Raw genomic sequence first — 23,202 nt, forward strand, 5'->3', positions numbered from 1 at the left:
GACATGTTTCAGCAGCTCGGCGTGATCGGATGCGGCCTGATGGGTGGCAGCTTCGCGCTGGCGATGAAAAAGGCCGGCCTCGTCAAGCGCGTCGTCGGCTACAGCAAATCGCCGTCGACGACCGAGCAGGCCAAGAAGCTCGGCGTCATCGACGTGGCCGCCGAATCGGCCCTGCTGGCCGTGTCGGGCTCGGACATCGTGCTGATCGCGGTGCCGGTGTCGGCCACCGAAAGCACGCTGAAGGCCATCCGCCACCTCGTCAACCCGGGCGTCCTCTTCATGGATGTCGGCTCGACGAAATGCGACGTCATCGAAGCTTCGCGCCGCGCCCTGGGCGACCGTGCATCGAGCTTCGTGCCCTGCCACCCCATCGCGGGCAAGGAATCGGGCGGTGTCCAGCATGCCGAGGCCAATCTCTATGAAGGCCGCCAGGTCATCCTGACGCCCCAGCCCTTCACCAACCCGCAGCTCGTGCAGAAGGCCACCGACGTCTGGTCGGCCCTGGGTGCCACCGTGCTGAAGATGCGGCCGCACAACCACGACGCGGCCTTCGCCGCCGTCAGCCATCTGCCGCATCTGCTGGCCTTCGCCTACTTCCAGGCCATCGCCGAGCAGCCCGCGGCACGCGACTACCTGAGCCTGGCCGGCCCCGGCTTTCGGGACTTCACACGCATCGCGGCGGGCGAGCCGGGCGTCTGGCGCGACATCCTGCTGGCCAACAAGCACGAGGTGCTGGCCCAGTCCAAGCGCTTTCGCACCATGCTGGACCAGCTCGAAGCCTTGATCGAAGCGGGCGACGCCACGGCCCTCGAAGCCGCACTGCGCCCCATCTCCGAAGGCCGCCTGGCCTGGGGCAATCCTCCTCCTGCAGTCCCTCCCGGCCGCCCGGCCGGCAAGTGATGTTCAAGATCCCCTTCCTCGACCTGCCGCCCCTGCGCGGCGCCGCAGGCACTGTGCGCCTGCCCGGCTCCAAGAGCATTTCCAACCGCGTGCTGCTGCTGGCGGCGCTGAGCGAAGGCAAGACCGTCGTGCGCGACCTGCTGGCGTCCGACGACACGGCCGTCATGCTGGACGCACTGCGCGCGCTGGGCTGCGGCGTCTGGCGGGAAGGCGAGGCCATCGTCATCGATGGCCTGGGTGGGCGCCTGCGCGCCAAGGAAGCCAAGCTCTTCCTCGGCAATGCCGGCACCGCGATGCGCCCCCTCACCGCGGCGCTCGCATTGCTGGCCGCAACCCAGGGTGGCAGCTTCGAGGTCTCGGGCGTGGCGCGCATGCACGAGCGCCCGATCGGCGACCTCGTGGATGCGCTGCGCGGCCTGGGCTGCGAGATCGATGACCTCGGCAACGCCGGCTACCCGCCGCTGCGCCTGCGCGGGCCCTCGTCGCTGTCCCTCGACACGCCGGTGCGCGTGCGCGGCGATGTGTCCAGCCAGTTCCTGACCGCGCTGCTGCTGGCCCTGCCGCTCGTGGCCGAGCGGGATATCCGCATCGAAGTCATCGGCGAGCTGATCTCCAAGCCCTATATCGAGATCACGCTGGCCCTGCTGGAACGTTTCGGCATCGCCGTGAAGCGCGAGGGCTGGGAGGCCTTCGTCATCCCGGCCGGCAGCCGCTACCGCTCGCCCGGCGAAGTCTTCGTCGAGGGCGACGCGTCCTCGGCCTCCTATTTCGTCGGCCTCGGCGCCATCGCGGCAACGGATGCGCCCATCCGCATCGAAGGCGTCGGCAGCGAATCCCTGCAGGGCGACGTGCGTTTCATCGAAGCCGCGGCCGCCATGGGCGCCTCAGTGCAGACCGGCCCCAACTGGCTCGAGGTCCGCCGCGGCGCCTGGCCGCTCAAAGGCCTGACGCTGGACTGCAACCACATCCCCGACGCGGCGATGACGCTGACCGTCATGGCCCTCTACGCCGACGGCCCGACCACGCTGACCAACATCGCCAGCTGGCGTGTCAAGGAAACCGACCGCATCGCCGCGATGGCGACCGAGTTGCGCAAGCTCGGCGCGACGGTCGACGAAGGCCCGGACTGGATCCGCGTGCAGCCGCTGCGCGACTGGAAAGCGGCGGCCATCCACACCTACGACGACCACCGGGTCGCGATGTGCTTCTCGCTGGCCGCCTTCAACGGCCTGGTCAGCGCCGCCGCCGTGCCGGTGCGCGTGCTCGAGCCGCACTGCGTCGCCAAGACCTTCCCGGACTACTTCGAGACGCTGTTCGGCGTCGTCACCGCCCAGGCCGCCGACATTCCCGTCATCACCATCGACGGCCCGACGGCCTCCGGCAAGGGCACGCTGGCCGACGAGGTCGGCAAGGCCCTGGGCTTCGGCGTGCTGGACTCTGGCGCGCTTTACCGCGTGACGGGCCTGGCGGCCCGCCGCGCCGGCCTGAACCTGGACGACGGCGATGCCGTCGCGGCCATCGTGCCCACGCTGCAGCTGCGTTTCAGTGACGGCAATGTCTTCCTCGGCCAGGAAGACGTCAGCGCCCGGCTGCGCGCCGAAGCGACCGGCCTGCTGGCCTCGCAAGTCGCCGTGCATGCCCAGGTGCGCCAGGCGCTGCACCAGTTGCAACTCGACTTCCGCCGCCTGCCCGGCCTCGTCGCCGACGGGCGCGACATGGGCACAGCCATTTTTCCGGACGCTGACTTGAAGGTATTCCTGACGGCAAGCGCCGCCACGCGCGCTGACCGGCGGCATAAGCAATTGATTTCCAAAGGAATTTCGGCTAATATCGATAGCTTGCGCGAAGATTTGGAGGCGCGGGACGAACGGGACAAGAACCGCTCGGCCTCACCTCTGCTCCCAGCGCAGGACGCGCAGTTGCTCGACAACTCGGCGCTGACCATCGAAGCCTCGGTGGATCAGGTGCTGGCTTGGTGGCAAAAGCGCCGACCGTTCTGACGTTCGCATCCCATTCGGGAATGCCAATTGCCAGAACGGTCCAGGCCTGAGAAGCCAGGGCCCGCCGGCCTCCATCGGACGCCAGTCCGAATGGCAAGAGGAACGCAAGTGCCTCGAGATCGGCGGAACTCAACAAACTAACCCGCAGGTTCGCCTGCACCGCAGCGCCGCGAAAGCGGCGCATCAGGATCCATCAACATGTCCCAAACCCAAACCGCCCAAGCCTCCGGCATGGAATCCTTCGCCGCCATGTTCGAGGAGTCGCTGCAGCGCTCCGACATGCGCGCCGGTGAAGTGATCTCGGCCGAAGTCGTTCGTGTCGAACACAACTTCGTCGTCGTCAACGCAGGCCTCAAGTCCGAAGCCTACGTGCCCATCGAAGAGTTCAAGAACGACCAGGGCGAACTGGAAGTCCAAGTCGGCGACTTCGTCTCCGTCGCGATCGACGCCATCGAAAACGGCTACGGCGACACCATCCTGTCGCGCGACAAGGCCAAGCGCCTGGCCTCGTGGCTGAGCCTGGAAACGGCCCTGGAGTCCGGCGACTTCGTGACCGGCACCGTCTCCGGCAAGGTCAAGGGCGGCCTGACCGTCCTCGTCAACGGCATCCGCGCCTTCCTGCCCGGTTCGCTGCTGGACACGCGCCCGGTGAAGGACATGAGCCCGTTCGAGGGCAAGACCATGGAATTCAAGGTCATCAAGCTCGACCGCAAGCGCAACAACGTTGTGCTGTCGCGCCGTGCCGTGGTCGAAGCCTCCATGGGTGAAGAACGCGCCAAGCTGCTCGAAACGCTGTCCGAAGGCGCCATCGTCAACGGCGTGGTCAAGAACATCACCGAATACGGTGCGTTCGTGGACCTCGGCGGCATCGACGGCCTGCTGCACATCACCGACATGGCATGGCGCCGTGTCCGCCACCCGAGCGAAGTCGTTCAGGTCGGCCAGGAACTGACCGCCAAGGTCCTGAAGTTCGACGCCGAAAAGAACCGCGTCTCGCTGGGCATCAAGCAGCTGGGCGACGACCCGTGGTTCGGCGTTGCCCGCCGCTACCCGACCGGCACCCGCCTGTTCGGCAAGGTCACGAACATCGCCGACTACGGCGCGTTCGTCGAGATCGAGCCGGGCATCGAAGGCCTGGTGCACGTCTCCGAAATGGACTGGACCAACAAGAACATCGCCCCCAGCAAGCTGGTCTCGCTGGGCGACGAAGTCGAAGTCATGGTCCTGGAAATCGACGAAGACAAGCGTCGTATCAGCCTGGGCATGAAGCAGTGCAAGGCCAACCCGTGGGAAGAGTTCGCCGAGAACGTCAAGCGCGGCGACAAGGTCAAGGGCCCGGTCAAGTCGATCACCGACTTCGGCGTGTTCGTGGGCCTGGCCCAGGGCATCGACGGCCTGGTGCACCTGTCCGACCTGTCTTGGGACGAGACCGGCGAAACCGCCGTTCGCAACTTCAAGAAGGGCCAGGAAGTCGAAGCCGTGGTTCTGGCCGTGGACGTCGAGCGCGAGCGCATCTCGCTGGGCATCAAGCAGCTGGACAGCGACCCCTTCACCGCCTACACCACGATCAATGACCGTGGCGCCTCGGTGACCGGCAAGGTCAAGACCGTCGACCCGCGCGGCGCCGAGATCGAGCTGGCTGATGGCGTGATGGCCTATCTGCGCGCTTCGGAAATCTCCCGCGACCGCGTGGAAGACGCCCGCAACGTGCTGAAGGAAGGCGACGAAGTCACCGCGATCGTCGTCAACATCGACCGCAAGACCCGCAACATCCAGCTGTCCATCAAGGCCAAGGACAACGCCGACAACCAGGAAGCCATGCAGCGCCTGAGCCAGTCGAGCGAGCGTGAAAACGCCGGCACCACCAGCCTGGGCGCCCTGCTGCGCGCCAAGCTGGACAACCAGGGCAACTAAGCCCTGTTTGACCTGCCCGGCCTCCTCGGAGGCCGGGTATGCTCCCCACAGGCTCGCCGGCCTCGCCAGCGGGCCTGTTTCAATTCCAAGACCGACAAGCCGCTTCGCTTATGACCCGCTCCGATCTCGTCGCCGTCCTCGCCGAACGATTTGGCCAATTGACCCAGCGCGACACCGAGTTCGCGGTCAAGACCATCCTCGACGCGATGAGCGATGCCCTCGCGCGCGGCCACCGCATCGAGATCCGCGGCTTCGGCAGCTTCTCCATCAGCCGCCGTCCGCCCCGCGTGGGCCGCAATCCGCGCAGCGGCGAACAGGTCATGATCCCCGAGAAGCTGGCACCTCACTTCAAGCCCGGCAAGGCGCTGCGCGAGGCCGTCGACAAGCATCTCCCGGTCACCGACGCCTGAGCCAGAATCCGGGGCCATGCGCACCCTTGTCTGGCTCCTGCGGGCCCTGCTCTTCTTCACGCTGTTCGCCTTCGCGCTGAACAACAGCCACGAGGCCATCGTGCGCTGGTTCTTCGGCCACGAATGGCGCGCACCGCAAGTCATCATCGTGCTGCTGGCCTTCGGCCTGGGCGCCGCCTTCGGCGTGCTGGCCATGGTGCCGTCCTGGTGGCGCCACCGCCGCGCCGCCCAGCGCACCGAGCCCCTGCCCGGCGCGCCCGCGCCGGCTCCCGACGCTCCCACCGCCCCTTACGCCGCCCACCAAGATGGAGTTTGATCCGCGCTGGCTGCTGTTCGTCCTGCCCGTCGTCTTCGTCCTCGGCTGGCTGGCGTCCAAGCTCGATTCCAAGCAGTGGAAGCTGGAACAGCGCGACTCGCCCAAGGCCTATTTCAAGGGGCTGAACCTGCTCTTGAACGAGCAGCAGGACAAGGCCATCGACGCCTTCATCGAAGCCGTCCAGAACGACCCCGACACCTCCGAGCTGCACTTCGCCCTCGGCAGCCTGTTCCGCCGCCGTGGCGAGACCGAGCGCGCCGTGCGCGTGCACGAGCACCTGCTGCGCCGTGGCGATCTGCCCAAGACCGACCGCGACCGCGCCCAGCATGAGCTGGCGCAGGACTTCTTCAAGGCCGGCCTGTTCGACCGCGCCGAGGCGGCCTATGCCGAACTGCGCGGCACCGCCTTCGAGCGCGAAGCGCGGCTGGCCCTGCTGTCCCTGTACGAGCGTTCGCGCGACTGGGCCAAGGCCGCCGAGGTCGCGGCGGAGCTGGAGGCCGCAGGCACGGGCTCCTTCTCCGGTCGGATTGCCCACTACCTCTGCGAGCAGGCCCTCGTGGCCCAGGCCCAGGGTCATGCCGACCTCGCCCAGGACCTGCTCGGCCAGGCCCAGCGCCGCGAGMCCGAAGCCGCGCGCGCCTACGTCATGCAAGGCCAGCTGCTGCTGAAGGCGGGCCAGCCCGAAGCCGCGTTCGCGGCCTTCACCCAATTGCTCGCCGCCAACCCGCCCGCCTTCAACCTGGTCGCCGCCGACTGCGCGGCCGCCGCCCAAAGCCTCGGCCAGCCCGAACGCGCGATCGCGCTGCTGCTGGAGCAGTACCAACGCGCGCCGAGCATGCACCTGCTGCGGGCGCTGGCCACGCTGCAACCCGCACCGCAGCGCGAACGCCTCACAGCCCATCTGCGCGAGCAACCCGCGCTGTCGGCCGCGACCGAACTGCTCAAGCTGAACGCCCCTGCCCTGCCGGCCGCCGAGGCTGCAGCCATGGTGCAGACACTCGAGAAGGCCAGCAAACCGCTGCTGCGCTACCGTTGCGCCGCCTGCGGCTTCGAAGCCGCCCACTATTTCTGGCAGTGCCCCGGTTGCCTGAACTGGGACACCTACCCCCCGCGCCATGTCGAAGAGCTCTGAACGCACCATCATCTGCATGAAGTGGGGCACCAAGTACGGCCCCGAATACGTCAATCGCCTCTATGCGATGGTGCGCCGCCATCTCAAGGGCGATTTCGGCTTCGTCTGCCTGACCGACCGCACCGAGGGCATCCGCCCCGAAGTGCGCTGCTTCCCCATCCCCGAGCTGACGCTGCCCAATGGCGAGCCCGAACGCGGCTGGAAGAAGTTGACGACCTTCAGCCCCGTTCTCGTCAACGAATACGGCCTGAGCGGCACCGCCCTCTTCCTCGACCTGGACGTCGTCATCGTCGACGACATCACGCCCTTCTTCGAGGTGCCGGGCGAGTTCCTCGTCATCCACGACTGGAAGCGCCGCTGGCGCGTGACGGGCAACTCCTCCGTCTACCGCTGGGAGCTCGGCGCCCACCAGGACGTGCTGACCGAGTTCGTCGCCGACCAGGCCAAGGCCAAGACCGAGTTCCGCAACGAACAGGCCTTCCTGAGTGACGTGCTGCACCGGCGGGGCTTGCTCAAGTATTGGGACGACGCCTGGTGCGCCAGCTACAAATACCACTGCCTCCCGGCATGGCCGACCAGCTATTGGCGTGACCCCTTCATTCCCGAGGGAGCGCGCATCCTGATCTTCCACGGCGTCATGAACCCGCCCGACGCGCTGGCCGGCCGCAGCAACGGCAACTGGCGGCATGCGCGGCCGGCGCGCTGGATCGCCGACCACTGGCGCGAATGAGCGTCCTCCCGCTCGCGCTGCTGGCCATCCTGGCCGGCCTCCTGCTGCGCGAACTGGCTACGGTGCTGCGCGCCAAGGTGCCGGCGCAGACGCGCGCCGTCATGGTCGGAGACAACGCGCCGCTGTGCCAGGACGAGATCCCCAAGATCATCTGGACCTACTGGCAGGCCTCGCCGGCACCCGCCTTCATCCAGGCCTGCCTCGCCAACTGGCGTCGTTTCGCGCCTGACCACGAGCTGCGCCTGCTCGATCGCGACGGCGTCACCCGCTGGCTGCCCGAGCTGCGCGCGGACTTCGACGCCATGCCCGCCTACCGCCAGGCCGACTGGCTGCGCATCCAGCTGCTGGCCCGCCATGGCGGCGTGTGGATGGACGCGTCGATGCTGCTGAGCCGCGACCTGGCCTGGCTGCACGAGACCCGCAAACGCCGCGCCGCGGACTACCTCGGCTTCTACATCGACCGCTACACGACGCGACCCGAACTGCCCATCGTCGAGAACTGGATGATGGCCTCGGTGCCCGGCGGCCGCTTTGCCACCGCCCTGGCCACCGCCTTCGACCGCGCGCTGGACGAAGGCGCGGAAGCCCTGCTGCAACGCCTGCAGGCCGAAGGTCGGCACGCCCGCGTCGTGCAGGCGCTGACCAAGGATTTCCAGCGCTATCTGCTGATGCACGTCGCCGCCAGCGATCTGCTGGACCGCGAGCCGCAGCTCGCCCGCCTGGTGCTGCTGCGCGCCGAGGACGGCCCCTTCGCCTGGCATGCTGGCGTGGGCTGGCGCAAGCGCCACCTCTATGCGCGGCTGGCCCTGCTGCCCTGCCCGCGCGTGCTGCCCGCCGTGCTGAAGCTGCGCGGCGGTGATCGTGCCGTCGTCGAGCGCAACTGGCGGCGCGGCCTGGTGTCGCCGTTCAGCGCGCTGGTCCAGCTCATCGACAAGGCGCCATGACACCCTGGCTCAGCCTGCTGTTCCCGATGTATCGGGTCGAGCCCTGGTTGAAGGCCTGCATCGAGTCTTTGAAGCCCCAGCTCGATGACGGCGTCGAGCTCGTCTTTGTGGACGACGCGTCGCCCGATGGCTCGGCGGCTCTCGTGCAAGCATTGCTGCCCCAGGCACGGCTCATTCAACAAGCGGAGAACCGCGGTGTCAGCGCCGCGCGCAACCGGCTGTTGGACGAGGCGCGCGGCGACTACCTGTGGTTCATCGACCCCGACGACCTTGTCGAGCCCGACGTCATCCCGCGGCTGAAGGCCTTGCTGGCTGAGCACCGCCCCGACCTCGTCAGCTGCGACTTCCGCGTCTTCGACGACGGCCCATCGACCGCGTCCCTCAAGCCGCGCCATCGCCACATCGCCAGCTTCGACGGGCCCGGCCAGGTGCTGATGAACGACGTCAACCAGCGCCTGCGCGGCTTCTTCGTGCATGGCCAGTTCCACCCCTGGAGCAAGGTCGTGCGCCGCGCCTGCTGGCCGGCGGCCCTGCGCTTCCCCGAAGGCCGCGTCTTCGAGGACATGGCCGTCTACCCGCGCCTGCTGCTGCACACGCCGCGGCATCTGCACGTCGCCGACGTCTGGATCGCCTACCGCCAGCGCGGCGGCAGCCTGCTCGGCAGCCTGGACGCCAAGCGACTGGATGACTGGACCTGGGCCCTCGACGGCCTCGCGGCCGACCTGCCGCCACTGCACGAGGACACACGCTTCGAGATCGCCCACTTCTGCGCCCGCACCTTGCTGCGCGCCAGACGGCGCCGTCTGCAACTGGGTGGCGAAGCATTGGCCGGCCTGACGACGGATGTCGCGCGCTTCGCCCGCAGCTCGCCGCTGACCCGGCACGAGCTGCTGGCTGCCTACTTCAAGCGGGGACGCTGGCTGCGTGGCCTGCAGTGGTGGCGCAGCGCGTGATCAGCGCCTCGTAGCGCTCGCGCATCAGCATCAGGCCGTGCTCGGCCAATGCCCGTTGGCGCGCCGCCGCGCCCAGCCGCGCGGCCAGCTCGGGCTCGCGCAACAGCCGCGCGATCGCATCGGCCAGCGCCTGCGCGTCCCCCTCGGGCACGAGCAGGCCCGTCACGCCCTCCTCGATGACGCCACGCACGCCGACGACGTCCGAAGCGATGCAGGCACAGCCCGCGGCCATGGCTTCGACGAGGGCCAGCGGCATGCCTTCGTAATGCGTGGACAGCACGTAGATGGCCTGGGAGCGCAGCAGGCCAGGCATGTCGGCATGGTGGCCAAGGAACACGACCTGCTCGCCCAAGCCTAGCTTGGCCACCTTGGATCGCATGCGACTCAGCAGCGGCCCATTGCCGGCCAGTTGCAGCCGGGGCCGCAGGCCGAGCTGCCCCAGCTTGGCCATGGCTTCGATCAGCGTTGCATGGTCTTTCTGCCGCGCGAAGCGGGCCGACATGACGAGACCGGCCTCGCGCTCGCCGCCGGCCTGCGCAAAGCGCGACAGGTCGACGCCGTTGGGGATGGCGATGGTCTTGTCTGCCGGCAGTCCGTGGGCCAGCAGGCTCTGGCGCACGCCCTCGCTGACCCCCACCAGGGCCGCGCTCTTCTCGGCCAGTTGCCGGCTCTCGCGCAGGCTCCAGGGCAGATAGCGCTCGCGCGAGTTGTGCTCGACCTGGATCAGCACCGGCACACCGGCGTCCAGCCCGGCCTGGCGGCCGATCAGGTGTTCGGGGAAGCCATGGGCCAGCAAGGCGACGGGCTGGATCTCTGCCAGCAGGCGCGCCAGCTCGATCTGCGTGCGCCTGTGCACCCAATAGCCCGGCACCAGCAACACCCGCAGCCCCTGGGCCTGCAGGGCCTCGACGCGGGCCATTGGCGTGTGCGGCTTCTGGCGCAGGATGAGGATGGGCTCGAAAGGGCTGCCCTGCAGAGCGGACAGGCAAAGATCAACCGCGACCTGCGTCGCGCCGGAGAAGCCGCCAGTCACGAAATGAACGACTTTCGGGCGCGCGGGAGTCGTCATTGGGTTGGGCATGGGCGCGCAGTGTAAAGAGAAGGCCCCCATGTGGCGGCACGCCGCCACGCCCCCCGAGGGGGCTCAGGGCACTTGGGGCGGCCCGGCGTGCCCCGGGAGACAATCGCGCCCCATGTCTCCTGACACCAACGCCTCTCCCGCTCAACGCCTGGGCCACTTCGTCTACCCCCACCGCTGGGGCGCGCTGCTGACCGTGCTGGCCTATGTCGGCGCCGCGGCCACCGAGCCGATGATTCCCAAGCTCATCGGCTATGCCTTTGGCGAGGGCTTCACCAAGGACGCCTTTCCGCTGTGGATGATCCCCGTCGTGCTGATCGGCCTGTACCTGATGCGCGGCATCTTCGGCTTCGCCGGGCAATACCTCTTCAACTGGACCGTCACGCGCAGCGTGATGGACTTCCGGGCCACCCTCGTCAACGCCCTGCTGCGCCTGGACGCCCAGGTCTACACCCGCATGCAGCCCGGCACGGCGGTCAGCAAGGTCGTCAACGATCCGCAGCAGATCCTGCAGTTGGTGGGCGACGTCGGCATGAGCGTGCTGCGCGACGGCCTGCCCGCCATCGCCATGCTGGCCTATCTCTTCTATCTGAACTGGCAGCTGACCCTGCTCAGCCTCGTCGTCACGCCGCTGATGGCCCTCATCATGAAGAAGGTCAACCAGCGCATGCGGCTGATGGCCTCGCGCTCCTACGACTCGCAACTGCTGCTCGTCAACAAGGTCGATGACCTCGCCCGCGCCTGGCGTGTCGTGCGCCAGTTCGGCGCCGAGGCCCATGAGCGCGAGCGCTTCGCCGAGACCGCCCACGAGGTGCGCCGCAACAACCTGAAGACGGCCACCGCCGGCGCCCTGGCCCAGCCCTTGTCGCAACTGGTCGCCGCCGTGGGCCTGTCCTTCATCATCTGCGTGACGCTGTGGCAGGCTCGCGCTGAAGGAACCGGCGTGCAGGCCTTTGCCGAGTTCGTCACGGCGCTGCTGTTGCTGACCTCGCGGCTGCGCCATCTGTCCGACCTGGCAGCCCCGCTGACGCGCGCCAGCGTCATCGCCAAGGGCTGCTTCGAGCTGATGGACGCCCCCAAGGAGGCCGACAGCGGCACGCTCGAACTGCCCGAGTCGGCCCTGGGTGACCTGGCGATGGAATCGGTCAGCCTGACCTATCCGGGCGCCAACCAGGCGGCGCTGGACGGGCTGAGCCTCAGTTTCCCCGCCGGCAAGACGACGGCCCTGGTCGGCGCCTCGGGCGCGGGCAAGAGTTCCATCATCCATCTGCTGCTGGGTTTCGGCCGGCCGGATGCCGGTCGCATCCTGCTCGATGGCAATGACATCGAGGCGCTGACCCGTCTATGCCTGCGCCGCCAGTTCGCCGTCGTGTCCCAGGACATCGTCCTCTTCGACGACTCGGTGGCCAGCAACATCGCCTATGCCCAGCCCCGCGACGAAGCCAAGCTGGAGGCCGCCTTGCGCGCCGCCCATCTGTGGGACTTCGTGCAGGCCCTGCCCGAGGGCGTGGAGACGAATGTCGGCGCCAACGGCAGCAAGCTGTCCGGCGGCCAGCGCCAGCGCCTGGCCATCGCCCGGGCCCTCTACAAGGACGCGCCGATCTGGATCTTCGACGAGGCCACCTCGGCCCTGGACACCGAGAGCGAGCGCGCCGTGCAGCAGGCCTTGACCGCCTGGTCGGGCCGCAAGACGCTGATCGTCATCGCCCACCGCCTGTCCACCATCCGCGACGCCGACGCCATCCATGTACTGGGTGGCGGCAAGCTCGTCGAGACCGGCACGCATGCCGAACTGCTGGTCCGCGATGGCGCCTATGCGGCCATGGTGCGGGCCCAGGCCGGCGAGGGCTGAGCGTGAAGCGGCGGGCACTGCTGCTGTGTTGGGCGGCGCCCGCAGCCTGGGCCCAGGCCGAGGTCGAAGCCAACACCGCGACGCGCGCCGAGCTCGAGTCCCTGCCCGGCCTGGGCCCGGCCCTGGTGCAACGCCTGCTGGCCGCGCGACCGTTCCAGGACTGGGCCGACCTGATGAAGCGCGTGCCGGGCGTCAAGGCGGCTGCCGCCCGCAAGCTCTCCGGCGCCGGCCTGCGCGTGGCCGGCCAACCCTTCTCTTCAACAGTCGGCAGCGAAGCCCGCTGAGCGGCTGCGGCGCAGCATCGCCGGGTCGAGCTGCGGCGCGCGCGCCGGCCAGCCGAAGAAGCGCTGCACCTCGGCGCGCTTGGCCAGCGTGTCGCTCATGCCGAGGTTGATCAGCTCGTTGACGAAGCTGGGCTCGAACAGCAGATAGCTGACCAGGGCCGAGCCGCTGGTCGTCTTGCCCTTGCCGCTGACGCCGAAGGCGCGCAGCATGGCGCGCACCGAGTTCGGCAGGCTGGCCTGGTGCTCGCCGGCCAGGTCGTCCAGGCGCCGGCTGGGCGCGATGACGAGCAGCTCGATGGGCCGCAGCGCCGTCGCCGCCCGCGTCTCGCGCGACAGCAGGGCCAGCGTGCGGTTGATGCGGCGCAGGCGCTCGACATCCACCGCCAGCGCGTCCAGGAAGATGTTGGACAGCGCATGGCCGGCGATCTGCGCCATGCTCGGGTGGGCCTCGGTCGCGGTGACGCGGCGCCCCTCGGGCTCCTTCATGCGGCCGGCACCGATGACGAGGACGCGCTCGGCGCCCAGGTGCACGGCCGGCGAGATGGGGGCGCTCTGGCGCATGGAGCCGTCGCCGAACCACTCGGCCATGCCCTCGAGCTCCAGCAGCTCGGCCGGAAAGATGAAGGGAATGGCCGACGACGCCATCAGATGACTCAGGCTCAGCTTGGTCTGCACCGCCATGCGCTGCTCGCGCAGCCAGGGCACGACGTGGTGATGGGTCTGGAAGAAGGTGACGTGCTGGCCCGAGGTGTAGCTGGAGCCGGTCAGCGCCAGCGCACGCAGATGGTTGCCGTCCAGCATGGCCTCGATGCGCGGCATGTCGAGATAACGCGCCAGCAGTTCGCGCAGCGGCGAGTTGTTCAGCAGGCTGCGCGGGCGGCTGCGCGTCCAGCGCGCGATGGCCCAGCCCAGGCTCAGCATGCTGAGCCAGCGCGCACCGCTGCGCACCGCCTCGAAGGCATCGGCGCGGTAGATGTTCTCGACGTGCAGGCCCTGCCAGAGGTGCAACAGGCCGTCGACGGCACCGTCGAAGTCATCTGCGTGGCAGGCCAGCGTCGACGCGTTGATGGCGCCGGCCGAGGTGCCGCTGATGACGGGAAAGGGATTGGTCTGCGTTGCGCCGGCGTCACGCCGCAGCTGGGCGATGGCGGCCAGCACGCCCACCTGGTAGGCGGCGCGGGCGCCGCCACCGGTCAGGATCAGACCTGTGACCGGCGGCGTACGGTTGAGCCCCTGCAACTGCGAATGGGGCTTGGGCACGGCTTGCAGCATCGGCGGGAATCATCGCCGATGGCAGGCCGTCAGGAGGCTCTGCAAAACCCCTGTAGGCCGCGGCGAGGTCTTTTATCGGGATGCTGGGCAAGGCGCGGACCGCCTCCCAGGCCCATGCCTGGGCAAGGTTCGCAACGCCGACCAGCGCCGGCAAAGCCACGCCCCGAAGGGTTGGCGAGAGAACCGACCCGCGCGGGTGTTGCGCCGCTCTCTGGGGCACCCAGCCCCAGCTTCGCGACGCGCCTACTCGCGGGCCGGTTTCTCGCCAACGCGGCCCGCGGGGGTTTCGCAGAGCCTCCTCAAACTTCGTAAATGACCTCAGCCGCCGTGCCCAATTTGGCGATAGCGTCATCGGCGGGCCAGAAGCGGCTGGTCTCGCCCAGTTCCACCAGCCAGCGTGCGCCGACCTGGCCACCGTCGGGCTCGGCCTTGACCGACACCCGCACCGGCAGGCCCAGCTTGCGCGTCCCGCCCTCTTCGGTCACGACGTCGCGCGGCGGGAAGCGCTCCACCAGCTCCTTGATCAGCCCGGCCGCACCGGCGCTGCCCAGCAGCAGATGGCGGCCGAACTTGGCGCGCGCTGCGGCCAGGCTCCACACCGCCTGCACATTCATGCGCAGGCCGCCGGAGAAGCGGTCGTTCTGCACCTTGCCCTGGGCAATGATGAGTTCGTCCTCGGCGAGCAGCTCCTTGTTGGCATTCAGCAACTCCTCGTTGGCCACGGCCTCGATGGCGTCGCTCTTGTCGTCGATCTTGAAGATGGCGACGCGGCCACGCTGGCCGTTGATGACGCGCAGGCCGCTGACGATGCCGGCCACCAGCGTCGGCTCGCGGCTGTCGACGAGGTCGGCGATCTGGCGCTTGACGATGCGCCGCACCTCGGTGCCGCTCTGGTCGAAGAGGTGGCCCGACAGATAGAAGCCGATGGCCGTCTTCTCCAGCGACAGGCGCTCCTTGATGCTCCACACCGGCGCCTCGACGAGGTCGGGCTCGGCGGTGGACGAGGCATGCGAGTCGCCGAAGTCGAACAGGCCGCCCTGGTCGGCATTGGCCTCGGTCGTCTCGGCATGGGTGTAGCCGCGCGCGACGCTGGCCAGCAGCCTGGAGCGCTCGGGATTGATGCTGTCGAAGGCACCGGCCTTGATGAGGGCCTCCACCACGCGCTTGTTCACGCTCTTGCGGTCCACGCGCAGGCAGAAGTCGTAGAAGCTCAGGAAGGGCCCGCCCGCCTCGCGCGCCGCGATGAGGGCCTCGATGGCGCCGCGGCCGGTGCCCTTGATGGCGCCCAGGCCGTAGTTCACCAGCCGGTTGCCCAGCGGTTCGAAGCGATAGACGCCCTTGTTGACGCAGGGCGACTGGAACTCGATGCCGAAGATCTTGGCGTCGTTGAGCAACACCTTGAGCTTGTCGGTGTCGTCCATTTCGATGGTCATGTTCGCGGCGTAGAACTCGGCCGTGTAATGCGTCTTTAGCCAGGCCGTGTGATAGCTCAGCAAGGCGTAGGCGGCGGCATGCGACTTGTTGAAGCCATAGCCCGCGAACTTCTCCATCAGGTCGAAGACCTCGTCGGCCTTCTTCTCGTCGATGTCCTTGACCGCGGCCCCCTTGCGGAAGATCTCGCGGTGCATGGCCATCTCCTCGGCCTTCTTCTTGCCCATGGCGCGACGCAGCATGTCGGCGCCGCCGAGGCTGTAGCCGCCCAGCACCTGGGCCGCCTGCATCACCTGCTCCTGGTAGACGAAGACGCCATAGGTCTCCTCCAGCACCTGGCCCAGCAGCGGATGCGGGTACTCGATGGCCTCCTTGCCATGCTTGCGCGCCACGAAGGACGGGATCAGGTCCATGGGCCCCGGGCGGTACAGCGACACCAGCGCGATCAGGTCCTCGAAGCGCGAGGGCTTGGCGTCCTTCAACAGGCGCTGCATGCCGGGCGATTCAAACTGGAACACGCTCTCCGAGTAGCCCTTGCCGAAGAGGTCGAAGACCTTCTTGTCGACCAGGGGCACATTGGCCCAGTCGAAGCCGGCGCGGTCGGCATGGCGGGCGACGATGAAGTCCTTGGCCAGCTCCAGGATGGTCAGCGTGGCCAGGCCCAGGAAGTCGAACTTGACGAGGCCAATGGCCTCCACGTCGTCCTTGTCGAACTGGCTGACGGCGCTGTTGGAGCCGGGCTGCTGGTACTGCGGGCAGAAGTCGGTGATCTTGCCCGGCGCGATCAGCACGCCGCCGGCATGCATGCCGATATTGCGCACCATGCCCTCGACGCGCGCGGCGAGCTTCAGCAGCTCGGCCACTTCCTCGTCGCTCTTCTCGCGCTCCTCCAGCTCCGGCGCCTCATGGCGGGCATAGATGACCTTGGCCTTGTCGGGGTCGAAGTTGGGCGGCAGCTTGGCCAGCGTCACCGTCTTGCCCGGTGGCGCGGGGATGAGCTTGGCGATGCTGTCGACATGGCCGAAGCCCATGCCCAGCACGCGGCCGATGTCGCGCAGCGCGGCCTTGGCGGCCATGGTGCCGAAGGTCGCAATCTGGCTGACCGCCGGGCGACCGTATTTGTCCTTGACGTAGTCGATGACGCGGTCGCGGTTGCCCTGGCAGAAGTCGATGTCGAAGTCGGGCATCGAGACCCGCTCGGGGTTCAGGAAGCGCTCGAACAGCAGGTTGTACTTGAGCGGGTCCAGGTCGGTGATCAGCAGCGCATAGGCCACCAGCGAGCCCGCGCCCGAACCCCGGCCCGGGCCGACCGGGCAGCCGTTGGCCTTGGCCCAGCGGATGAAGTCCGACACGATGAGGAAGTAGCCCGGGAAGCCCATCTTGATGATGGTGTTCAGCTCGAACTCCAGCCGCTCGACATAGCGCGGGCGCTCCTTGTCGCGCTCGGCCTCGTTGGGGAAGAGATGCTGCAGCCGCCCGACCAGGCCCTCGTGGCTGAGCTCGCGGAAGTAGCGGTCCATCGGCATCGGCGTGCCGTCGTCCATCAGCGGCGTCGGGAAATTGGGCAGCTGCGGCTTGCCCAGCACCAGCGTCAGCGAGCAGCGCCGCGCGATCTCGGTGGTGTTCTGGAGGGCGCTGGGGATGTCCTTGAAGAGCTCGCGCATCTGCGCCTGGCTCTTGAAGTACTGGCTGGGCAGGAAGCGCTTGATGCGCTTGGGATTGGCCAGCGTCTCGCCCTCGGCGACGCAGACGCGCGCCTCATGGGCCTCGAAGTCGTCTTCGCCCAGGAACTGGATGGGGTGGGTGGCCACCACGGGCAGGCCCAACTCGGCCGCCAAAGGCACGCTGGCCTGCACGAGGGCTTCCTGGCCGGGCAGACCGGCGCGCTGCAGCTCGATATAGAAGCGGCCCGGGAAGACCTCGGACAGCCGCTGTGCCCATTCCTTGGCCCGCACCTTGTCGCCCTGCATCAGCGCCTGGCCCAGGCCGCCGTGCTGGGCACCCGACAGGCAGATCAGGCCGGCACCCAGCTCCGTCAGCCACTCCCACTTCAGGCAGGCCTGGTTGCGCTGCACGTTGTCGATCCAGGCGCGCGACAGCAGCTCGCTGAGGTTCAGATAACCCTGGCTGTTCTGCACCAGCAGCAGCAGGCGCGTCGGCGGCTTGTCGGTGGCGTCGGTCTCCAGCCAGCAGTCGGCGCCGAGGATGGGCTGCACGCCCTTCTTGCGCATCGCGCTGTAGAACTTGATGCCGCCGAAGAGATTGGCGAGGTCCGTGATGGCCGCCGCCACCTGGCCATCGGCCGCGGCCGCATCGGCGGCGTCGTCGGTACGCAAGGTGCCATCCACGACCGAGAACTCGGTGTGCATGCGCAGGTGGACATAGGGCAGATCTTGCAGGTCTTGAACAGCGGTCTCGGGCATGCCGCCATTGTAGGAATGGCGCTGTCGCCTGCCGACCCGAGCCGGCATGGCAACGCTTACATGGCTCAGCGATGCCAGAAAGTATTAAGTATTACTTTTAATCGATGCCAATTGCTTAATCGGCGTAATCGCGGGGTTCTCATCAACAAATAGTCATGTTTAATTTGCTTGCCCGGAGCTGGCGCCGGTTCCAGGCAACCCACGAGGCCCGCCCACACGAGGCGGCCCGCCACACCCGGAGACAAACCATGTTCCTGACCCTGAAGCGCCTGATGCGCTTGGCCGCCGCATGCGCCCTCAGCGCCCTGCTGGCCCCCGCCCACGCGGCGCCCTGGACGCTGACCGGCTCGCTCGGCACCCACGATCCCAACATCTACAAGACCAGCTCCACCTGGTGGATCTTCGAGACCACCGACAACGGCGGCATCGGCGTCAAGTACTCCAGCGACGGCCATGCCTGGACGCAGGGCCTGCCCATCTTCGGCAGCGGCCTGTCCTGGTGGAAGACCTATCTGCCGTCCAACAAGACCGCCATGGTCTGGGCACCCGGCTGCGGTGAGTACAGCGGCCTGGGCTATTGCTACTACGCCATCTCCAGCTTCGGCTCGCAGAAGTCGGCCATCGGCCTGACCACCTCGGCCGGCGGCATCGCCGCGGGCCAGTGGGTGGACCAGGGCGCCATCCTGACCTCCAAGTCCGGTGACGGCTACAACGCCATCGACCCGGCCTTCGTGCTGGCGGCCAATGGCGACCCCTACCTCGTCTTCGGCTCGTTCTGGAATGGCATCCACATCACCCGCGTCAGCAAGGTGAACCTGAAGCCGCCCACCGGCGGCATCGTCAACATCGCCAAGGACACGGTCAACGGCATCGAGAACGGCTTCGTCGTCAAGAAGGCCATCGGCAGCACGACCTGGTACTACCTGTTCGCGTCCAAGAACGCCTGCTGCCAGGGCGCCAACAGCACCTACCGCATCGTCGTCGGCCGCTCGACCTCCATCACCGGGCCCTACGCCGACAAGGCCGGCGTCGCCATGCTGTCCGGCGGCGGCACGGTGCTGGCGTCCAGCGGCACGCGCTTCAAGGGCCCGGGCGGGCAGTCGCTGCTGGCCGACGGCTCGGTGATCGCCTGGCATGCCTATGACGCCAGCAACAACGGCGCGCCGGTGCTCTTCATCAACAACGTGACCTGGGGCTCCGACGGATGGCCGCAAGCGGTCTGGTGATCGCACCGCCGGCGGCGCTGGCGCTGGGCGTCGCGCTGCTGGCCTGGGCGTGGTGGGGGCAGCCCGCGGCGGAGGCCGAAGGAACGCCCCCACCTGCCGTGGCCGTGCCGGCAGCGCCATCGCCCAGGCCGCTGCAGGCGCCGGCCGAGCCGCGGGCGCAGCCGGCTGCCCGGCCTGCAGCGGAGCCGCCCCAGCCCAGCCTGACCGACCTGCTCGCAGCCCCCGAGGCCAATCTGCGCGCCGGCGTGCAGGCGGCACTGGCAGCACGCGCGCAAGGCGGCCGGCTCTACGCCCGCGCCCTGGCGCGGCGCTGCGACGCCCTGGCAAGCCTGCCCGCGCCCGAACAGCCGCCCGACGCCAACGACACCCGCCACCAGCGCGCCATGGTCCGCCAGGCGGCGCTGGCGGCCGGCTGCAGCCAGTTCGCCAACGGCGAGTGGCTGGCCCTCGTCAATATCGCCCCCGACGAGGCGACCGCCGGCGACCCGCTGCTGGCCATCCAGCAGTCCGACCTCGACAACGCGGCGCTGCTGAATGCCGTCATCGCTCGCCCCGATGCGCTGCTGCTCGACGAACTTGGCGAGCGCCTGCTGCTGCGCCGCAGCGCCGGCGAAGCACAGCTCTATTTCGACGGCCAGCGCTTCGGTGACGCGGCGGGCCGCGCGACCGCCCAGGCCGCGCTGCGCCTGCTGCCCTGCCACTTCGGCCTCGCCTGCGACGAGCGCGACCCCGAAGTCTGGCTCGCCTGCCTGCGCGGCGACGGCTGCGCGGCCTCGCGCTTCGATCAGCAACCCGCTGCTGCGCAGGCGCTGGCTGCACGCCTGGCTGCGGCGTTACGGGCAGGCGAGCTGGGCCGTTTTCTGCCGCCGCCCTGAGGTTTGCGCGGGCTGGCGGCCGGGACAGCCGCCGTTAAGCTGCGCGCCCATGAAGCACATCATCCTCGCGCTGGCTGCCGCCGGCCTGCTGTCCACGGCCATCGCCGCACCCCGCAAGCCCGCCAAGCCATCCCCTGCCAAGGCGGTCGCGAAGAAGACCGCCCAGGAGATCCTGGCCAGCTCGCCCGCCAGCGACTGGCGCGGCCTCGATCCCGAGAACACGCTGCTGATGGAGCTGGCGACCGGTCAGGCCATCATCGAACTGGCCCCGCGCTTCGCACCCGCCCACGCCGCCAACATCCGCGCATTGGCGCGCGGCGGCTACTGGGACGGCCTGGCCATCCTGCGCGTGCAGGACAACTTCGTCACCCAATGGGGCGACCCCGACGGCGAGGACGCCGCCAAGGCCAAGCCGCTGCCGGCCGGCGCCTCTGCCAAGCTGCCCGCCGAGTTCTCGGTGCCGCTGGACCGCATCGGCAAGGACGCCGGCTTTGCCAAGCTGCCCGACGCCGAAGGCTGGGCGCCGCGCACCGGCTTTGCCCAGGGCATGCCCGTGGCCGCCGACCCCAAGGCCGGCAAGGCCTGGCTGGCCCATTGCTACGGCATGGTGGGCGCCGGCCGCAGCGATGCGGTCGACTCCAGCAACGGCAGCGAGCTCTATGTCGTCATCGGCCAGGCGCCGCGTGGGCTGGACCTGAACATCACCGTCGTCGGCCGCGTGCTCAAGGGCATGGAGCTGCTGTCGGGCCTGCCGCGCGGTGGGGCGGCCATGGGCTTCTACGACAAGCCCGAGCAGCGCACGGGCATCCAGCGCATCCGCCTGCTGGCCGAGGTGCCCGTCGAGGAGCGTCCCGCGTTGCAGGTGCTGAAGACCGAGTCCACCACCTGGACGCAGCTGCTGGACGCGCGGCGCTTTCGCGGGGGCTGGTTCGTCCACAGCCCCGGCTATATCGACATCTGCAGCGCGTCCGTACCGACACGCCCCATCCCCCCTCAGCCGCCCAAGTAAAGCGCGACGCGGTAGGTGATGAACGAAGCCAGGTAGGCCAGGCCGAACAGATAGCCCGCCATGATCAGCGGCATCTTGTAGCCGCCGGTCTCGCGCTTCACCGCCGCCAGCGTCGCCAGGCATTGCGGCGCGAACACATACCAGGCCAGCAGGGACAGGGCCGTGGCCAAACTCCAGCTCTGCTGAATCAGCGGTGACAGCGCCTGGGCGGCTTCATCGCCGGTGGCCGACAGCGCGTAGACGGTGCCCAGCGCGCTGATGGCGACTTCGCGCGCGGCCAGGCCCGGCACCAGGGCCAAGCTGATCTGCCAGTTGAAGCCGATGGGCGCGAAGATCTTGGCCAGGCCCGCGCCGAGGTAGCCGGCGATGCTGTACTGGATGGGTGCGCCCGTGGCGCCTTCCGGCGGGCCGGGAAAGCTGGACAGCAGCCACAGCGCGATGGTCAGCACGAGGATGATGCCGCCCACGCGCTTGACGAAGATCATGGCGCGCTGCCACAGGCCGATGGCGATGGAGCGCGGATGCGGCCAGTGGTAGCTCGGCAGCTCCATCATCAGCGGCCGCACGAGACGGCCGGTGTCGGTGAAACGCTTCAGCACCCAGGCCACGGCCAGCGCGCCCAGGATTCCGGCGACGTAGAGACCGAACAGCACCAGGCCCTGCAGCTCGAAGCCGGCCACGTCGCGATGCGGCACGAAGGCGCCGATCAACAGCGCATAGACGGGCAGCCGCGCCGAGCAGGTCATCAGCGGCGCGATCATGATGGTGACGAGGCGGTCGCGCGGATTCGAGATGGAGCGCGTGGCCATGATGCCGGGGATGGCGCAGGCAAAGCTCGACAGCAGCGGGATGAAGCTGCGCCCGGACAGGCCGACGCTGCCCATCAGGCGGTCCAGCAACAGGGCCGCGCGCGGCAGATAGCCCGACTCTTCCAGCAGCAGGATGAAGAAGAACAGGATCAGGATCTGCGGCAGGAAGGCCAGCACGCCACCGGCACCGGCGATGACGCCGTCGACGATGAGGCTGCGCAGCCAACCCTCGGGCAGCCAGTTGCCGACCTGGGCACCGATCCAGGCCATGCCGGCCTCGATGGCGTCCTTGGGCGGCTCCGCCCAGGAGAAGACGGCCTGGAAGAGCAGGAAGAGCAGCACCGCGAGGATGACGGAGCCCGCCACCGGGTGCAGCAGCACGCGGTCGACGCGGTCGCCGGGCAGGGTCGGCAGTTCGTGGTCGAGCTGGAGCTCGCGCAGCAGCGTCCTGACGGTGACGTGGTCGTCGACCTGCTGCTCGGCCGCGCTGGGCAGCGGTGCCGCCTCCCAGACCTCGGGCTTGTCCAGCAGTTCGCGCAACTCGTCCAGGCCTTCCTTGTGGATGGCGACCGTGCGCACGACCGGCAGGCCGAGCTGGGCGCCCAGCGCCGCCGCGTCGATCTTGAGGCCGCGCCGGGCGGCCAGGTCGGCCATGTTCAACGCCACGACGACGGGCAGGCCGAGGCGGCGCACCGCCAGCAGCAGGCGCAGGTTGCGGCGCAGATTGGTCGCGTCCAGCACGCAGACGACCAGGTCGGGGCGCTTCTCGCCCTTGGCGCGGCCGGCCAGCACATCGCAGGTGACGCGCTCGTCGGGCGAGCGCGGGTGCAGGCTGTAGGTGCCGGGCAGGTCCAGCAGGCGCAGGGCCTTGCCGGCCGCGGTCGTCAACTTGCCTTCCTTGCGCTCGACGGTGACGCCGGCGTAATTGGCCACCTTCTGGTGGCTGCCGGTCAGGCCGTTGAAGAGGGCCGTCTTGCCGCAATTGGGGTTGCCGACCAGCGCGACGAGCTTGCCGCCGCGGTGGACGTGAACGATGGCGGAGCCTGTTTGTAATGCTTTCATAGCGTCCGTTGCCCCGCAAAAGTAGAGGGTGCAAGGCGCAAACCGCAGCCGGATGGGTCACCCGGCGAGGATTTGCAACGCAGCAAACGCTGCTTTTGCGGGGCAACCCGAAGGGCAAGGCAGCCCGGGGTCGCACCCGTCGTTGCCCGCCTTGGCCAGGCGCCCAGCCTGGCCTGTGGCGTGCGCCTAGCTTGCGGCCCCGGGCTGCCTTGCGGACGCCATGAAGACATCACAAACAGGCGCCTAGCCATGACGGGGTGTCACGGCGATGCATTCGGCCTCGGCATGGCGCAGCGCAAAAGTCGATTGCCCGACGCGCACCACCAGATTGCCCGTGCGCTGGGCGCCACGGCGCAGCACGTGCACGGCTTCACCGGGCAGGAAGCCCAGATCGGCCAGCCAGGCCGCCCATTCCGGCGAATGCCCGGGCGCGCTGACCTGCTGGACGGTCAGCGCCTGCCCGGCAGGGGCGGCGGCGAGGCTGGAAGGCAGCGGCTCGGACATGGGCAGGCTCGGTGGGCGAGTCATATTGATGAGAATGATTCTCATTGTACGCAAGCCAACCTGCCCGCGACCCGGGAA

19 protein-coding genes are annotated in these 23,202 nt (G+C 68.7%); 14 read left to right on the forward strand and 5 right to left on the reverse strand.

All coding sequences use genetic code 11. The features are described from left to right. Positions 1-3 precede the first annotated feature (3 nt). The 9 genes from AC1DW3_RS06645 (at position 4) to AC1DW3_RS06685 (ending at position 9,299) form a co-directional block, all read left to right on the forward strand. Entirely contained in the window at positions 4-900 is an 897-nt protein-coding gene (locus tag AC1DW3_RS06645; protein ID WP_477929782.1) for a prephenate dehydrogenase, read from the forward strand. Further along, on the forward strand, positions 900-2,900 hold the full coding sequence (locus AC1DW3_RS06650; protein WP_477929784.1) for a bifunctional 3-phosphoshikimate 1-carboxyvinyltransferase/cytidylate kinase: 2,001 nt from the start codon (positions 900-902) through the stop codon (positions 2,898-2,900). Before AC1DW3_RS06645 ends, AC1DW3_RS06650 begins: the two co-directional genes overlap by 1 nt. 198 nt (positions 2,901-3,098) lie before the next feature. Beyond that, positions 3,099-4,814: a 30S ribosomal protein S1 gene (rpsA, locus tag AC1DW3_RS06655; protein ID WP_477929786.1), complete on the forward strand. Its 1,716-nt coding sequence runs from the start codon at positions 3,099-3,101 to the stop codon at positions 4,812-4,814. A gap of 110 nt (positions 4,815-4,924) precedes the next feature. Next, entirely contained in the window at positions 4,925-5,224 is a 300-nt protein-coding gene (locus AC1DW3_RS06660; RefSeq protein ID WP_056202110.1) for an integration host factor subunit beta, read from the forward strand. A gap of 16 nt (positions 5,225-5,240) precedes the next feature. After that, complete coding sequence (locus AC1DW3_RS06665; protein WP_477929788.1) at positions 5,241-5,540, forward strand: LapA family protein; 300 nt, start codon at positions 5,241-5,243, stop codon at positions 5,538-5,540. Further along, complete coding sequence (gene lapB / locus AC1DW3_RS06670; RefSeq protein ID WP_477929790.1) at positions 5,530-6,672, forward strand: lipopolysaccharide assembly protein LapB; 1,143 nt, start codon at positions 5,530-5,532, stop codon at positions 6,670-6,672. Before AC1DW3_RS06665 ends, lapB begins: the two co-directional genes overlap by 11 nt. Then, positions 6,656-7,402, forward strand: a complete 747-nt coding sequence (locus tag AC1DW3_RS06675; protein ID WP_477929792.1) for a glycosyltransferase — start codon at positions 6,656-6,658, stop codon at positions 7,400-7,402. The genes lapB and AC1DW3_RS06675 overlap by 17 nt, the downstream gene beginning before the upstream one ends. Next, entirely contained in the window at positions 7,399-8,346 is a 948-nt protein-coding gene (locus AC1DW3_RS06680; RefSeq protein ID WP_477929794.1) for a glycosyltransferase family 32 protein, read from the forward strand. Before AC1DW3_RS06675 ends, AC1DW3_RS06680 begins: the two co-directional genes overlap by 4 nt. Further along, positions 8,343-9,299 carry a glycosyltransferase family 2 protein gene (locus AC1DW3_RS06685; protein WP_477929796.1) on the forward strand — a complete coding sequence of 319 codons (957 nt, stop codon included), beginning with the start codon at positions 8,343-8,345 and terminating at the stop codon, positions 9,297-9,299. The genes AC1DW3_RS06680 and AC1DW3_RS06685 overlap by 4 nt, the downstream gene beginning before the upstream one ends. Here the strand turns inward: AC1DW3_RS06685 and AC1DW3_RS06690 are convergent. Next, entirely contained in the window at positions 9,250-10,368 is a 1,119-nt protein-coding gene (locus AC1DW3_RS06690; RefSeq protein WP_477929798.1) for a glycosyltransferase, read from the reverse strand. The genes AC1DW3_RS06685 and AC1DW3_RS06690 overlap by 50 nt on opposite strands. A gap of 124 nt (positions 10,369-10,492) precedes the next feature. Here AC1DW3_RS06690 and AC1DW3_RS06695 point away from each other — a divergent pair, with 124 nt between their 5' ends. Both AC1DW3_RS06695 and AC1DW3_RS06700 read left to right on the forward strand, forming a co-directional pair. Beyond that, a complete protein-coding gene (locus tag AC1DW3_RS06695; protein ID WP_477929800.1) occupies positions 10,493-12,229 on the forward strand; it encodes an ABC transporter transmembrane domain-containing protein in 1,737 nt (578 codons plus the stop codon). Between the two features lie 2 nt (positions 12,230-12,231). Further along, on the forward strand, positions 12,232-12,513 hold the full coding sequence (locus AC1DW3_RS06700; protein ID WP_477929802.1) for a ComEA family DNA-binding protein: 282 nt from the start codon (positions 12,232-12,234) through the stop codon (positions 12,511-12,513). Here AC1DW3_RS06700 and AC1DW3_RS06705 read toward each other — a convergent pair. After that, on the reverse strand, positions 12,487-13,785 hold the full coding sequence (locus AC1DW3_RS06705) for a patatin-like phospholipase family protein (RefSeq protein WP_477929804.1): 1,299 nt from the start codon (positions 13,783-13,785) through the stop codon (positions 12,487-12,489). The genes AC1DW3_RS06700 and AC1DW3_RS06705 overlap by 27 nt on opposite strands. Positions 13,786-14,084: 299 nt before the next feature. Then, positions 14,085-17,639, reverse strand: a complete 3,555-nt coding sequence (gene dnaE / locus AC1DW3_RS06710) for a DNA polymerase III subunit alpha (protein WP_477929806.1) — start codon at positions 17,637-17,639, stop codon at positions 14,085-14,087. Positions 17,640-17,887: 248 nt separating this feature from the next. Here dnaE and AC1DW3_RS06715 point away from each other — a divergent pair, with 248 nt between their 5' ends. Genes AC1DW3_RS06715 through AC1DW3_RS06725 form a run of 3 tightly spaced genes read left to right on the forward strand, consistent with a single transcriptional unit; the run spans position 17,888 to position 20,749 of the window. Next, entirely contained in the window at positions 17,888-18,865 is a 978-nt protein-coding gene (locus AC1DW3_RS06715; protein ID WP_477929808.1) for a glycoside hydrolase family 43 protein, read from the forward strand. Beyond that, a complete protein-coding gene (locus tag AC1DW3_RS06720; protein ID WP_477929810.1) occupies positions 18,844-19,740 on the forward strand; it encodes a hypothetical protein in 897 nt (298 codons plus the stop codon). The genes AC1DW3_RS06715 and AC1DW3_RS06720 overlap by 22 nt, the downstream gene beginning before the upstream one ends. A 49-nt stretch (positions 19,741-19,789) precedes the next feature. After that, on the forward strand, positions 19,790-20,749 hold the full coding sequence (locus AC1DW3_RS06725; RefSeq protein WP_477929812.1) for a peptidylprolyl isomerase: 960 nt from the start codon (positions 19,790-19,792) through the stop codon (positions 20,747-20,749). On the opposite strand, the gene feoB is transcribed toward AC1DW3_RS06725, so the two are convergent. Both feoB and AC1DW3_RS06735 read right to left on the reverse strand, forming a co-directional pair. Beyond that, complete coding sequence (gene feoB / locus AC1DW3_RS06730) at positions 20,734-22,620, reverse strand: ferrous iron transporter B (RefSeq protein WP_477929814.1); 1,887 nt, start codon at positions 22,618-22,620, stop codon at positions 20,734-20,736. The two genes, AC1DW3_RS06725 and feoB, sit on opposite strands and share 16 nt — an antisense overlap. Positions 22,621-22,863: 243 nt before the next feature. Then, positions 22,864-23,124, reverse strand: a complete 261-nt coding sequence (locus tag AC1DW3_RS06735; protein WP_477929816.1) for a FeoA family protein — start codon at positions 23,122-23,124, stop codon at positions 22,864-22,866. Between the last annotated feature and the right edge of the window lie 78 nt (positions 23,125-23,202).

The organism is Roseateles sp. P2_H4 (assembly GCF_056403315.1).